The 13,420-nt window shown below is 53.0% G+C and carries 11 protein-coding genes; 3 read left to right on the forward strand and 8 right to left on the reverse strand.

Annotated elements, in window-relative coordinates; translation table 11 throughout:
- Positions 1 to 2: 2 nt before the first annotated feature.
- From ACYVC2_RS17570 to ACYVC2_RS17605, 8 genes are all read right to left on the reverse strand, one after another.
- Positions 3 to 1,049, reverse strand: coding sequence for an aminopeptidase (locus tag ACYVC2_RS17570; RefSeq protein WP_461104048.1), 1,047 nt, complete (start codon positions 1,047 to 1,049; stop codon positions 3 to 5).
- An 82-nt stretch (positions 1,050 to 1,131) separates the two neighbouring features.
- On the reverse strand, positions 1,132 to 2,211 hold the full coding sequence (locus tag ACYVC2_RS17575) for an AAA family ATPase (protein WP_461107176.1): 1,080 nt from the start codon (positions 2,209 to 2,211) through the stop codon (positions 1,132 to 1,134).
- Positions 2,212 to 2,324: 113 nt separating this feature from the next.
- Positions 2,325 to 3,245, reverse strand: a complete 921-nt coding sequence (locus ACYVC2_RS17580; RefSeq protein WP_461104050.1) for a PorP/SprF family type IX secretion system membrane protein — start codon at positions 3,243 to 3,245, stop codon at positions 2,325 to 2,327.
- A 106-nt stretch (positions 3,246 to 3,351) separates the two neighbouring features.
- Positions 3,352 to 6,630, reverse strand: coding sequence for a hypothetical protein (locus ACYVC2_RS17585; RefSeq protein ID WP_461104052.1), 3,279 nt, complete (start codon positions 6,628 to 6,630; stop codon positions 3,352 to 3,354).
- Positions 6,631 to 6,750: 120 nt separating this feature from the next.
- Entirely contained in the window at positions 6,751 to 7,803 is a 1,053-nt protein-coding gene (locus ACYVC2_RS17590; protein WP_461104054.1) for an NAD(P)/FAD-dependent oxidoreductase, read from the reverse strand.
- Positions 7,804 to 7,890: 87 nt separating this feature from the next.
- On the reverse strand, positions 7,891 to 8,610 hold the full coding sequence (gene cmk, locus ACYVC2_RS17595) for a (d)CMP kinase (protein ID WP_461104056.1): 720 nt from the start codon (positions 8,608 to 8,610) through the stop codon (positions 7,891 to 7,893).
- Positions 8,611 to 8,752: 142 nt separating this feature from the next.
- Positions 8,753 to 9,340 carry a GNAT family N-acetyltransferase gene (locus tag ACYVC2_RS17600; RefSeq protein WP_461104058.1) on the reverse strand — a complete coding sequence of 196 codons (588 nt, stop codon included), beginning with the start codon at positions 9,338 to 9,340 and terminating at the stop codon, positions 8,753 to 8,755.
- A gap of 123 nt (positions 9,341 to 9,463) precedes the next feature.
- Positions 9,464 to 10,060 (reverse strand): LutC/YkgG family protein, encoded by a 597-nt coding sequence (locus tag ACYVC2_RS17605; RefSeq protein WP_461104060.1) that lies wholly within the window; start codon positions 10,058 to 10,060, stop codon positions 9,464 to 9,466.
- A gap of 270 nt (positions 10,061 to 10,330) precedes the next feature.
- On the opposite strand from ACYVC2_RS17605, the gene ACYVC2_RS17610 reads away from it, so the two are divergent.
- The 3 genes from ACYVC2_RS17610 (at position 10,331) to ACYVC2_RS17620 (ending at position 13,410) form a co-directional block, all read left to right on the forward strand.
- Entirely contained in the window at positions 10,331 to 10,813 is a 483-nt protein-coding gene (locus tag ACYVC2_RS17610) for an SgcJ/EcaC family oxidoreductase (RefSeq protein WP_461104062.1), read from the forward strand.
- Between the two features lie 237 nt (positions 10,814 to 11,050).
- Positions 11,051 to 12,529 carry a histidine kinase gene (locus ACYVC2_RS17615; protein ID WP_461104064.1) on the forward strand — a complete coding sequence of 493 codons (1,479 nt, stop codon included), beginning with the start codon at positions 11,051 to 11,053 and terminating at the stop codon, positions 12,527 to 12,529.
- Between the two features lie 98 nt (positions 12,530 to 12,627).
- On the forward strand, positions 12,628 to 13,410 hold the full coding sequence (locus tag ACYVC2_RS17620) for a LytR/AlgR family response regulator transcription factor (protein ID WP_461104066.1): 783 nt from the start codon (positions 12,628 to 12,630) through the stop codon (positions 13,408 to 13,410).
- Positions 13,411 to 13,420: the final 10 nt, after the last annotated feature.

The following is a 13,420-nucleotide window of genomic DNA, read 5'->3' on the forward strand; positions in this document are numbered from 1 at the left end:
GTTTACAAAGATGGATAGGTTTGTTTCAGGTAGGTCAGATATCGTTTAAAGTTGCCACCAAACTGCTTCTCGAATTCCTGTTTAAATCGGTTTTGTTGTTTTCGATACGTTAGATAACCAATAAAATACGCATTATTCGGTAGGTTTAGTTTGTCGAGCCGGCGTTTTTTTACTGAGCGTACCGACGTCGGGCTCTGTTCGCTGCGAATCGTATCGACACTCACCACGATTTGCCGAATGGTCTGCCACTTCAACGAATCTTTGAGGGCAACAGGCGTGTCAGGTTTAAACGCATGGTATAAACTATCGAGCGTCCGCGTACCCCGTAAAATATGATCATCATATCGATCATAAAACGCTTTTGTCGACATATAGTTCTGATAAGCTACAGCCGACATCCCATACTTCTGAGCCAGAAATCGTTGTGCGCCGTATTCGCCCACAAAATCGGCCAGATTTTCATTATACTCCAGGCTATTTTTCACAAAAAGCGTGCCATGCGTCAACTCATGAATAATCAGTTCGGCCAGGCTCCCTTCGGGTCGATCGAGAAAACTGGACAGAATAGGATCATTCAAAAAGCCTAAAGTCGACCAGGCCGACACTTCGCTGGTTCGGGTATCGAATCCTTCACGCTTCAAAGTCGAAACCGTAGAATCAGCCCAGTCTTTCTCGAAAAAACCTTTGTACGAAAAAGTGCCAATAACCGGGAAATGCCACTGTTTGGCAACGAGCGCATACGGCTCGGCCCCCGTGACAACCCACAGAATCGGTTTCCCATGCTGATCGTAAAACGACTCGTAGCTGCCCGATGGGTCCAGCCCCAGCGAGTCAATGGCAAAACGCTTGATGTCGCGGATGAGTTCTATCTTTCGTTTCAGCGAATCGGGGTAAGCCGGATCGGCCAGCACCTCGGCAACCGGGCGGGTGTTCCACAAAATGCGGAGTTGCCCCCGGGCCTGCATCCAGCCATAGCTAACCAATTCCCACTGCCAGACAACCAGCATGACCAGTACCCCTACGATGACAAGACCGATTTTTTTGCGCATGGGTTGGAAGACAACTGTACGGTTGCAAATTACGCTAAAGAACGTACAACTGGCTTAGTTGTTTGAAGGCTTGCATGGCGGCCTAGAAACCCATTTTCACCTCATACCGCTCGCCCGAAACGGTTTGTTCGTCGAGGTTGAAAATATCGGCCAGCGTCATGGCCGCATCCGTACGGTAAGTTACACCCAGATGCGTGAGCAGGGTATTGGCCTTAGCCGCGGTTAATTTCCCAAAGGCGTAGTCGACCATCAGACGCCCTTTTCGCAGGAGCGCTTTGTCCAGAAGATGTTTACTGGCATTGAAGGTAGCAATGACCTGGATGTGCATGCAGTCGGCCAGCAGCCCGTCGGTGAGGTTCAGAATGTTCGAAACACTGTTGGTATCGCCCCCAGCCTCGCGCGATTGCAGAATCCGCTCGGCATCTTCGATGATCAGCACCGATTCCTTGTTGTCGAGCAGAAAGGGAATGATTTCGGGTGAGGTCAGGTAGTTCGTCATGTAGGGGGGCAGAATGAGCATGTCCTTCTTGATCAACGAACTGAGGTATTTGATGTAGGTCGTTTTTCCCGTGCCGGGTTCGCCGTGCAGCAGCACCAGCCCTTTACTTTTGGGCTGCGCCAGCAGATCGACTAACCGCTCATGCACAGCCGGAAAGTCGTCGTTATAGTGAAGTTCGAGGCTGATATCGGGTGGGAGAATCTCGACCCGTTCGGTATGTAGTCCGCCCAGTCCGCTCTGTATCAGGTAAATATGCGTCTGGTTATCTTCGTGGACGTACTTATGCTCCTGAAATCCATCGAGGAGGGTTTTAGCCGATGCTTCGTCGCGAAAATAGCCGTACAACCGGAAGAACCGATCGCCCACAAACTCAGCTTTAAGCACAACTCCATCGTCGTGCTGATAGACTCGTTCGATGACGTGCCAGCCCTGATCCGTCACCCGCGTCGAATGGTTGACCAGCACGAATCCGCGGCTATCGAGCAACTGCTGAGCCGACGGCTTGAAGTCGTCGTTGAAATGAAGATAATTAGGATAGCTGCCGAACGTCTGAACAAAGTGCGGGGCCAGCGGAAACTCCCGATCGAGATCGTTGGGAATGTACAGATTCTGGATAATAGCTTGGTTTGGCATACGACTGTTGGCCGACAGATAGCGCAACATATCGTCCCTGGAAATGTTCTCGTAGGTTTTCAAACAGGCGTTGCGTTACGGTTCTGGGGTACTAAGTTACCGAAAAATTCGGATGCCTGTTCGAAAAGATGATTACGGAGATCCTAATAGGTAAAGCGCAACGCGTTGGGGGCAAAGCGCAGCATAATCTCGTGAACGCTTTTCTGGTCGAACTGCGTAGCATAAGGGCTCTCGGGCGTCTGGGAGTTGAAAATATACCCGAGCCGGATTGTTTTCGTCAGTTGATACTCCGCAAAAGCCTGCAGGTAATCCGTTGAGATAATCCCCGGACTGTTCTGCCGGTACGATAAGCCCAGCCCGACTTCTTCGCTGAACCAGGCACGGAGGTTGAGGTCGACGCCGAGCGGGCGGTTTTCTATTTTTGAAATCAACACCGACGGGATCAGGACAATATCGTCGGCCACTTCAAACGGAACTCCTGCCTGGAACATGATGGGACGAACGCCCTGATAAATCGACTGACCTGAGTAATTTAAGGTCGGTACGGAAAGCTCGGGAGCCGATACGCCCGCAAAAAAACGATCCGACTGGTAATAAATTCCGACTCCCAGGCTGCTGGTGGCCTTGTTGATGGTCGTACCGCTCGCAAAGTCGTATAGCGGCAATACGTTGACGCCCCCCTGAACGCCAATAGACAGTTTTGCCAGAGCAGGCATGTTGAAGCGGTACGCCACGCTGCCGTATACCCCCGTGTTGGCAAACAAACCCATCCGGTCGTTCAGCGCCTGAAAGCCGAGTCCTATTCGGCCGTTGGCAATTGCTCCATCACCCGAGACACTCTGCGTGATGGGAGCGTAGCGCACGCTGAACCATTTACGACGAAGAAAAGCCGATAAATGAAACGATTCCCGACTGCCCGCGTATGCCGGATTGATACTCAACGGATTCTGTAAGTACTGGGAGTAGAGCACTTCTTTCTGGGCGTATACAGGTCGGCCCGTTAGCCAAAACCCCAAACAGGCTACGGCCAGTAGCGCGGCTCGTTTGCAGGAAAAATGCCTCATAGAGTCGTAAAAAAAGTACAAGTATGGCGTAAAAAAAGCGTGTCACGGTTTTTGATTATGGGGTATCATACCGCGACACGCTTTGTATCAAAAATGCTTGTGCAAGCTAGAAATCATACCCGAGCGTCAGGTAGGCGATGGGCTTGCCAACGGTTTTGTCCTCCAGCCCCCAGGCATAATCGAACTTAACGAAATAGCCGAAGATCATAGTCCGTACACCAGCCCCGTAGCCAATCAGGAACGGGTTCTTAAAGTTGGTCACCGTGGCCCGGAACGGGATGTTACCCCCACCGACCACTTCCGTGTTCAGGCTGTTTTGCTGGCTGAAAGGGCCGCTGCCTGTCCAGGCCGTACCGATGTCGGAGAACGCGACCAGTTGCAGGTTTCTAAGGAAATTCGAAGTTACGTTACCACGATACAGGTAGCGAATCAGTGGCAGCCGTAGCTCGGCATTGAACAGCATGTAGCTGTTTCCGGTTAATTTTCCCTGCCGGAAGCCACGCAGCGGAGCGGCAAAGTCCAGGAAGAACACGTTGCGGTAGTCGTACGGAATTTCGTTTTGGGTAGTGTTCGGCACCAGCAGCGGATTCGATGCAACCTGCTCTTTCTGGTTGTTGATCCAGTTTTCCATACCACCCAGGGTGGCCTGCTTGGGCGCGGCTCCTCCCGACTGACTAAACGCAAAGCGCAGGGCCAGTACCATATCGCGGTGGATCTTCTGGTAGTGGCGGGCATCGAGCGACAGGCGCCGGAAACTTTCGGACGACGAACGCAACCCGGCATATTCTTCGTAGCGCAGTTTGACTTTCGTACCCATGGTCATGTTCATGCCATTGATCCGGCTGTTGTCGAATACGAACTCTCCCCGCAAACCGGCGTAGTCGGACACTAGATCGGGCAGCGCAAAGGACGACAGGTCGATCAGGCGGGTCATGGCGTAGAACGGCGATACCGTAAACCGGCTATTGACGGAAATTGGATACGAAGCCGACACGGCGATGCGGTTGTACCGGTTTTTCTGCGTCAGGCCCGCATCGGGCACGAACAGGGTCTGGCGGTCGACCCGCACCCCGTAGTCGATAAGATGCGTCAGGTTGGTGTATTCGGCAAACAGATCGCTGTTATGCAGGGCGTTGGTCAGGCTGAGGTAACCCCCGGCGCGCAACACATGATTTTCCAGCAAATCGGTCAGGGTAACCTCCTGGGTATAACCAAAACCCCGGATCGGATCGATGCGCCAGTTCGAAGGAGCTTCGTTGATACCGAAGGTACTCTTGTAATCGAAAGGTCCGCGAATGGTAATGTTCTCCCGACGGCGGTTGCGCAGCGGGGCGGTCGTCAGGCTGGGCAGGGTGCCTGCTCCGGTTCGACGCTGACGGTACTCGGCGGCTTTCAGCACGTCCGGATCGAACTGGTAATTGTCGGTATCGACTTCACCGGGCTCAAGTTTCAGCTTGTTCGCCGATCGCGCACCCGCAACACTGGGGGCCGTTCCGCTGGAATCGGCAGGCATACGAGCCGCGGTTGCCGAATCGATTTTCGCGGGGGCAGGCTTGGGGGTATTCTGTGCGTTGAGTCGGTTGATGGCCGCGGCCCGTTGCGTGGGGGGCGTCTGAACCGATTGGTTCAGGCTCAGCTTCGAGCGAAACCCAATGTATTCATCTCCATCTTTCAGGGCGCTGTAGACGAAGCCGCCGTTGGCCGGGGTTAAATCGTACAACCGAATGCTTTGCGGCAGCGCGGTAACCTGACTGACGCTTCGGTTCAGGCTGTCGGCCTCCAGCCGGTAGAGGTTCCGAATGCCATTCACGTCATTGAGAAAATAAGTCGTGGTTTCGCTGGCCGGAATGGGCTGCGTAGCGTGCGAAAGTGAGTCTGTCAGCCGAACTACCGACAAATCCCGGGCGCTGCCTTCGTGCGAGAACAGGCTCATGTAATCCCGAACCGTTCGGTACGAACCTTTGTCGACTCCCAGGGTATCTTCCCGGCGGTTGGAACTGAAAACCACCTGCCGAGCCGTGCGTCCGACGAAAGCAGGGTATAAATCATCGTAGAGGTCGTTGGTCAGCTGCTGATAGGAACCCCGGTTGATGCTGTATAAAAACAGATCGTTCTGGCCTTTGCGATCGGCGCTCAGAATCAAGCTGCCTCCATCCTCCGAAGCATCCATCCAGACGACCTGCGATAAGCCATTGACCTGGCGTTTGAACTGCTGCTTCGGCCGCTTCTCGAAATCGCTGAACTGGTACAGGTTCGTTTTTCCGAACTCATCGGTCATGACCAGCAAATTATTGCCTTTCTGCCAGGCCAGCAGGGGCGTACTGGTTGGGGTAAACAGCCCATCGAGCCGGTAGCCACCCGACAGCACGTTGGTTTTTTTACGGTTAGTCGTGTTGATCACTTCCACCGTGAATTTGCCATCGCGCAGGATGCTGTAAGCTATAAACTGTTTATCGGGGCTTAGTTTAAGGCTAACCAGCGAAGACTTGTCATCGGCCGAACTGACCTTGACCTGGAAATCGTCGGCGCCCCCCTGATACGCCTGCGTTACGCTGTTGGCCATGCCCGCGTAGTATTCGCGCCATTCGCGCAGAAACCGGCCGTAAGGAACGCCCAGCGTACTGGTAATGCTTTTTTCTTCGTTGCGGATGATGCGCGTCAGGTTCAGAATGTTCGAGACGTTATCCCGTCCATAGCGCTGAACAATGTAATTCCAGATCGAATGGCCGACTCGCTCGGCATCTTTTCCCGACAGGCCGGCCAGCAGCGAGGCCTTTTTGATGGGGTGTGTCAGAGTCACATCGCGCATGTAGTCGTCTAGTTCGAGGCTGTTGCCATCGGCGATATACGAGGCAATTCCCGGCATGAACCAGTCGGGCAGGGTCAGTAGCAATGAACTTTGGAGCGCATCTTTCAGACTGCCGCCGTAGAGCATATCGTATACGAACAGCATCGCAACATCATGAATGATCTGCCGCCGGAAGCTGACCTGGTCGCCGGTGAACGCCAGCTCGATCCGGGATTTGGACAGGTCCTGTTCGCGGCTGGTCAAGCCGCTCTGGGCGGTGATGCCAATGTTACTCTGCGCCAGCTCGGAAGGTGAGTTGAACAGGAAAATCTTAACCCGGTTGTAGGGCGTATACCCCAGCAGTTCGGTAATCCGGTCGAATTCCGACTCCGCATACTGGGCCGTCAGGTTAGCGATCTGGGTGCCGTCCTGATAATAGTAAATCTCGAAGTTTGAGGTGCGGATGGTCTTCCAGTCGAAACTGCGGTACTGAATACGATTTTTCCCAAATCGCTCAAGCGACGGGTAATTTTGAGCTGTCGCGATGCCCAATCCGCCCAACAACAGGCTCAACAACAAAATGTATTGTTTTCGCATAATAAAACGATCGCCATACGCCGTGTTTCCGTGGATCAGAGTAACAGGCGTTTACCTAACTAATGTAGTACCGTAAAGCTAACAGATCGACGCTGGTCGATGCCAGTTTAATTTGTGTTACTATAACGAAACATAACGGCTAATATTCGCTTCGGAGTCCAAATCTTCATGATCTAACAGATACCTGGCAAATTGCTCGGCCAGATAGGGGGCCAGCGAAACCCCCTTAGTACCCATCCCGCCAAAAATACCTACGGTCGGATGGGCAGGATGGAGCCCAATAAACGGCCTTCGGTCTTTGGTCGACGGCCGGATGCCCGCCTGCTGCGCTACCACCCGATACGGAACGTTCAGAATTTCACGCACTTTCGATTCCAGAAACGCGCGGCCGTCGTCCGTTGTTTGCCAGTCCAGGTCATGCCAGCTGTACGTTGCGCCGATCCGGATCAACCCATCGCGAACGGGTAAGATAAAAACACCCTGATTGACGATGTTTTTGACGGTATATGTTTCGGCTACCGCTGTCAGAATTTGCCCTTTGACCGGGTTATAAGGCAGCCAGCTAAAGAGCGGATTTTCGCGGGTCATTACGCCGTCGCAAAAGATGACTTTCGAGAAGGTAATATCTTTCCAGACAACGCCCTCATCTTTAATCTTCAGATCGTCCGACTCGATACGGCCTTCGAAATATTGGTTCTTTCGAACGAAATAGCCTTTGATAACCCGAACAAATTCGGTTAGGTCCAGCCAGCCCGATTGCGTCACCGTCAGTCCGCCAAAGGGATTGTTGACAAAAGGGCGGTAAGCCTGATCATCAGTGCTTTCGGCTACGTAGGGTCGTATGGCTGGGTCGGCCGTCAGGGCCAGGTAATCGGATTGCTCGCGGCTAGAGCGGAAAGGGCGGTAAATGGTTTTTGGGTGAAAGAACCGAACGGCCAGTTCCTGTTCGATACCGGTATAAAACTGATGCAGAAACGGAAATAATTCGTCGGCTTTCCAGGTACGAACGAGTTTGCGGCCCGTCAGCGGATTGACGATGCCTGCCGCTACGGCCGATGCGGAGGGTAATCCTGGATCGTCGGCCAGAATCACCGAACACCCGCGCTGGTCGAGCGTCCAGGCCAGCACGGAGCCCGCTACACCCTGGCCCACAATCAGAAAATCGGCAGTCATGAAGGGGAAATTAAGAATGAATAATGGATAATGAATAGTTAATAATGTTTAGATGAGTCAGCCCCATTATCCATTGTTCATTATGCATTAATCATTGTCCAGTTTAACCTGTTCGTTGGTTCGATGAAGCTCGGCCAGGCGCCGGTCGGCCAGTTCGATTACCCAGTCGACCTGCTCCTCGATGGTCATGTGCGAGGTGTCCAGTGAAACGGCATCGGGAGCCTGTACCAGCGGACTTTCAGCGCGGGTTGTATCGATATGGTCCCGTTTTTCAAGGTTTTGGATAATCTCTTCCAGGTTGACCAGCTCGCCTTTTGCGAGCAGCTCCTGCTGTCGGCGTCTGGCTCGGGTAAAGGTATCGGCTGTCATAAACACTTTGACTTCGGCATCGGGAAAGACCTTCGTGCCTATATCACGTCCATCCATGACGACGCCCCGCCGGCGGCCCATTTTCTGCTGCTGTGCGACCAGCGCCCAGCGAACTTCCGGAATGGCACTGACCTCGCTGACGATATTGGAGATATACATTTTACGTATTTCTTCCTCTACGTTCAGGCCGTTCAGGCAGGTTTCGTTGCGGTCTGTTTTGTTATTGTGCTTGAAGGAGATATGGACTTTGTCCAGTGCAGCCATGACCTCTTTGTGATTGGAAAGAGATATCCGTTCCTGAATGAAAAACAAGCTAACGGCCCGGTACATAGCCCCCGTGTCGATATATCCGTAGCCCATGCGGGCCGCTACGGCTTTAGCAGTTGTGCTTTTCCCACAACTGGAATACCCGTCGATGGCAATCACTATTTTCGGCATGAATCATAAACCCGCCGGAGCAGGAATGGTTGAGCAAAGTAAGCACAAAAAGCGGAGGAGGCAAAGGGGAGAGGCCAGGGCGTGGGCATAGGAATAAAGGCATAGGGTGAAGAGTAATTCTCAGCATCCCATGCCCTTGCCTCTATGCCCTATCCTCGCTGCTCTCCGCCCCGAGCCTTATTGCTTCCGTTCTTGGCCTTTCTGCCCGAAGCATGGCGAAGATATGCTCGTCGAGGTATTCATTGTTTTTGACCGCGGCTTTCCGATGAATGGCTTCGTGCCGGTAACCGGCAGCTTCGAGCACGCGCATCGACCCGATATTCCGCTCCAGCACACAGGCGAAAATCCGATTCACCTGAAAGTTCTGGAAGATGTAATCCGTCATGATGGGTAATGCACTGGTCATGATGCCCCGGCCCCAGTAGTCTTCGCTGAGCCAGTAGCCGATTTCAGCATTGTACCGATAAATGTCGTCTTTCACCGTGAAACCAATGTTACCGACGGCCTGTCCGTCGATCTCGATGGCCAGGTTGTTGGGCTGCTGGTAAGATTTGTTCGAGCGCACCCAGGAATGCGCATCCCGGGGCGTGTACGGATACGGGAAAAAATCGCGGACGTTGTTCCAGATGCGCCGATTGCTGGCATGGCGAACCAGCGACTCTTCATCACCTTCACGCCAGGGACGTAATTGACCAAGAGAGAGCGGAAACGTAATCAAGGTAGTAGTCAAAAGGTGCGAGGATTGTATACGTCACTAACTAGATGAACCGCCAAATGTTAAGCGATTATACCCCTTACCGATCTCGAATCGAAGATTCGGGCCGAATGATCATATTTTGGCTCGGCTGATGGGTCACTGCTTTTCCGAAGGCGTCATAATCACCGTCAGGCTCCGGGCACCGTGGGCACCCACAACCAGCGACTGCTCGATATCGGCCGTTTTCGAGGGCCCGCAGATGAAAACTCCGTATGTAAGCGCGTTTCGGTCGATATGCTGGTAAGCAATGTGCATGTTCGGCACCAGCGTATCCCGGCCGACAACGAGTACCAGATGCTGCGTAATGAACGGCAGCGAGCGGTTCAGCATGTTGGGTTCGGGAAGCCAGACCGCTCCGTTTTCGGCAACCACAAACTCGCCCTGGAGAACCGTCAGGTCCATTTGTTCCAGAATCATTTTGTCGGTTTCCGACCCCACGGAAACCAGGTCGAAGCCGGGTAGCGGAACCGACGAAGCAATGCGCTCGGCATCCGGGAAAGCCGTCCGCAGTTGATCGCCAATCGAGTCACCGGGCTTTAGTTCGACCAGTTTCCCGCCCACAAACGCCAGCGCATCACGGAAGCGGGTAAATATATCGTCGGCCTCATTGACAAACGTCGGTACATTGGGTAGAGGTAGGGGTTCGGGTTTGTTCTGCCGGACGCGGGCCAGCAGTTGATCGCGAGTACTCATAACGGAAAAATTGCGTTTAGGGGCAATACTACAAAATAACTGCAGGAGTTTCACGAAACGTCAGTAAAGCCGGGCCACAGTTTCTGGCTCCTGGCTTACCGATCATAACCTGACGTGGTGGGCAATCCGTCAGCCAGTTCATCCTGGTCTTACCTGATTTCATACCCGCTCAATTGGCATTCGTCGGAAAAAACGACCCGTTAACTATAGACCTCGCTAGTTTTGAGCTAGTCTATCAGCCAAGCCTGAACAGCTACAACAAATGTACCGATGATCAAAGGAATCGAAACCACTGCTTTCTCAACTGTCATCAAAGCGGAAGAACTGACAGTACGGCGGGTGTTCGACGCCATGGCCGCTGCCTGGAATGCCGGTGATGCAACCGCATTTGGAAAATGCCTGACGGATGACTGCGATTATGTCACCTTTGCGGGGCAGCACATCAGGGGGCGTCAGGCGAATGAGCAGATTCACCGGGAACTGTTCGACTCATGGATCATGAGCGGCTCCACGATGCATGTGGGAAAAGAGCGGCCGTCGGTTGTTTTCCTGAGCCCTGCGATTGCACTGGTCCATTCGACCGGTACGGTTCAACTGCGCTTTCAGAAAGAACCGCCCCCTGACCGGCTGTCGATCCAGACCACGGTGTTGGTGAAAACAGCCGGCGACTGGAAGGTTCGGGCGTTCCACAATAACCGGATTCGACGACCCGGATTTCTGCAGCGAATCCTGATGAGCCTCAAACGCAGGTAGTTGACTGCGAGCTACCGCACCGAATAACCGATGAAAGCCCGCCGAATAATAGCCGATACTAATTGCCCAATTTGGGTACAGTCAACCGAGGCTACCGGCTATAAGCCGGAAAAGCAGGCTACCGAAAAAATTTTTACATTTAAACCGGCCAGCAATGTATAGCTTATGTCGAGGCTCAACAAGGGCGTATCGGCGGGTAACGATCACTGACGGCTCTTGCCTATCGCTAGAAAACCTATGACCCGCGAACAACTTATCGGTACAATTGGCAAAAACGGTCGACGGCTCAACATGATGGGCTCCGACCTGGCCCGTTTCGATTTCAGTGGGCTTGACCTGACCGGAGCCGACTTTCGCTTTTCTAATCTGGAAAAGGCTAATTTCCGCGGAGCCATTCTCCGGGCGGCCGATCTGAGTTTTTCAAACCTCGAAGGCGCTTCCTTCGTCGACGCCGATCTGTTCGAAGCGAATCTGAATTTCTGTGGCCTGGAAGACGTCGACCTGACCGGTGCCAACGTAGAAGGGGCCACGTTCAATTTTTCGGGACGCAGCAAATACCGCCCCCCAACGGTAGAGCGTCCGGAACCCATCACGCTGACAACTATTCTGCAGAAACCGGGCCTGGGCACCTGCATCGGGGCGCTATTGGGGGGACTGCTGATCTACGGTTGCAATGCGGTCATTTACTTTACAAACCTGATCGCTACCGCCGAAGATCCGCTGATGGCCGGTTTATACCGCTTTCTGATCGTGCAGAACATGACCGACGGCGCGGTCGTTTTCTTACTGGCCTGGGCCCTGTCGGGCTGGCTGACCCGTCAGTTTCCGGCGGTATGGCTACGGCACCTATTCATCAGTTTGGCGGTAATGGGCAGTTTCTTCGTTGTGAACACTGGACTGTATATGACGCTTGGCCGGCCTTATCTGGAAGAACTGGCAAAGCGGCCGGGAGGCATCGAGAAAACGGCAGCCTGGTACATCTATGTCATTGGCGACCTGCTGATTGCGAACTTTTTTCTGTACGTGCTGCAGCAGGGCCGCCAATTGACCCGGAAACTTTCCGAACAGGAGTTTCAACTGCTCAATCTGGAGAAGTTGAAAACCCGGGCGGAACTGGATGCGCTTCAGGCAAAAATCAATCCTCATTTTTTGTACAATTCTCTGAACAGCATTGCCAGTCTGGTCCACGACGATCCGGATAAAGCCGAAGAGATGACGCTGCTTCTGTCGAAACTATTCCGCTATTCGACTGGGCGGAATGGCGAACTGTTTGCCACGCTGGCCGACGAACTGGAGATGGTTCAGACGTATCTGAAAGTAGAACAGGTTCGCTTCGGAAGCCGGCTTACGTTCAGCGTCGAAGTAGCGGACCCTTCGCTGAGTGAACTCAAACTGCCTCAGTTTCTGCTGCAGCCGATTGTCGAGAATGCCATCAAACACGGTATTGCCAAGCGGGCCGACATGGGGCGAATCGACGTGCGGATCTACGAGAAAAACGGCGACCTGAATTTGTGTGTCCACGACAACGGCCCCGCTTTCCCCGACGATATGGATGGGGGCTACGGGCTGCGCAGCATCCAGGATAAACTCAAACTGCTTTATGGCGATGCCGCTCGCGTCGAGCTGCAAAACTGGCCTCTCAAACAGGTTTTACTGTCTATCCGAATAGATAAGGTGCGGTCGGAACCGACTATTTTATCGGGTGAACCGACCTGATCTAATGGTTGTCATTGGTCATTTATGGTCATTATAAAGACGTTGACAACCGTCCTTTACAACGAATGACCATCACTGCCTCCTTACGCAATACAAACATGCTACTACCCTTAAAAACGTTACTTGTCGATGACGAACCGCTGGCGATCAGTCGGTTACGTCGTCTCCTGGATAAACACCGCGATACGTTCGAGGTGATCGGCGAAGCGTCCAACGGGGCTGAAGGGCTGACGCTCATCGAAGCCCAGCAACCGGACGTCATTTTTCTGGATATTGAAATGCCCTTGCTCAATGGCTTCGAGATGCTGTCGAAAGTGACCACCGTGCCAATGGTCATTTTTGCGACGGCCTTCAATCAGTATGCCATTCGGGCGTTTGAAGAAAATTCCGTCGATTATCTGCTTAAACCCGTTGAAGCGGAACGACTGGCCCGAACTGCCCAGAAAATCCGCTCGCTGGTCGAGCGGAACGATAGCGCTCAGGCAATCAATAACCCAATGACCGAAAGCGTCATGCGGTTGCTGGCCCAGATGCAGCCCAAAAAAGAAGTTTATTCTATTTCGGTCAAGACCGGCGAAAAAATTATCCTGATACCGCTTTCCGACATCGCTTATTTTGAAGCCGAAGACAAGTACGTTTTTCTGTGCACGATTGACGGGCAGAAATACCTGACTAACTACACCCTGACGATACTCAACGAAAAATTGCCCGACACATTTGTGCGGGTAAGCCGGTCGGTAATGGTCAATCGCCAAAAAATCAGTGAGGTACACCGCCATTTCGACGGCAAATTCATACTGGTGATGACCGACAAAAAAGGAACGAAAGTAACCACGGGTAGTACCTACGGTGAAACCGTCCGGCAGTTGATGGAACTCTGAACCCCACCGT

The organism is Spirosoma koreense, assembly GCF_054777875.1.

Bases quoted from the DNA above. Each gene is read 5' to 3' on its own strand.
- ACYVC2_RS17570 (WP_461104048.1), bottom strand. From the start codon at position 1,049: ATGCGCAAAAAAATCGGTCTTGTCATCGTAGGGGTACTGGTCATGCTG.
- ACYVC2_RS17575 (WP_461107176.1), bottom strand. From the start codon at position 2,211: ATGTTGCGCTATCTGTCGGCCAACAGTCGTATGCCAAACCAAGCTATT.
- ACYVC2_RS17580 (WP_461104050.1), bottom strand. From the start codon at position 3,245: ATGAGGCATTTTTCCTGCAAACGAGCCGCGCTACTGGCCGTAGCCTGT.
- ACYVC2_RS17585 (WP_461104052.1), bottom strand. From the start codon at position 6,630: ATGCGAAAACAATACATTTTGTTGTTGAGCCTGTTGTTGGGCGGATTG.
- ACYVC2_RS17590 (WP_461104054.1), bottom strand. From the start codon at position 7,803: ATGACTGCCGATTTTCTGATTGTGGGCCAGGGTGTAGCGGGCTCCGTG.
- cmk (WP_461104056.1), bottom strand. From the start codon at position 8,610: ATGCCGAAAATAGTGATTGCCATCGACGGGTATTCCAGTTGTGGGAAA.
- ACYVC2_RS17605 (WP_461104060.1), bottom strand. From the start codon at position 10,060: ATGAGTACTCGCGATCAACTGCTGGCCCGCGTCCGGCAGAACAAACCC.
- ACYVC2_RS17610 (WP_461104062.1), top strand. From the start codon at position 10,331: ATGATCAAAGGAATCGAAACCACTGCTTTCTCAACTGTCATCAAAGCG.
- ACYVC2_RS17615 (WP_461104064.1), top strand. From the start codon at position 11,051: ATGACCCGCGAACAACTTATCGGTACAATTGGCAAAAACGGTCGACGG.
- ACYVC2_RS17620 (WP_461104066.1), top strand. From the start codon at position 12,628: ATGCTACTACCCTTAAAAACGTTACTTGTCGATGACGAACCGCTGGCG.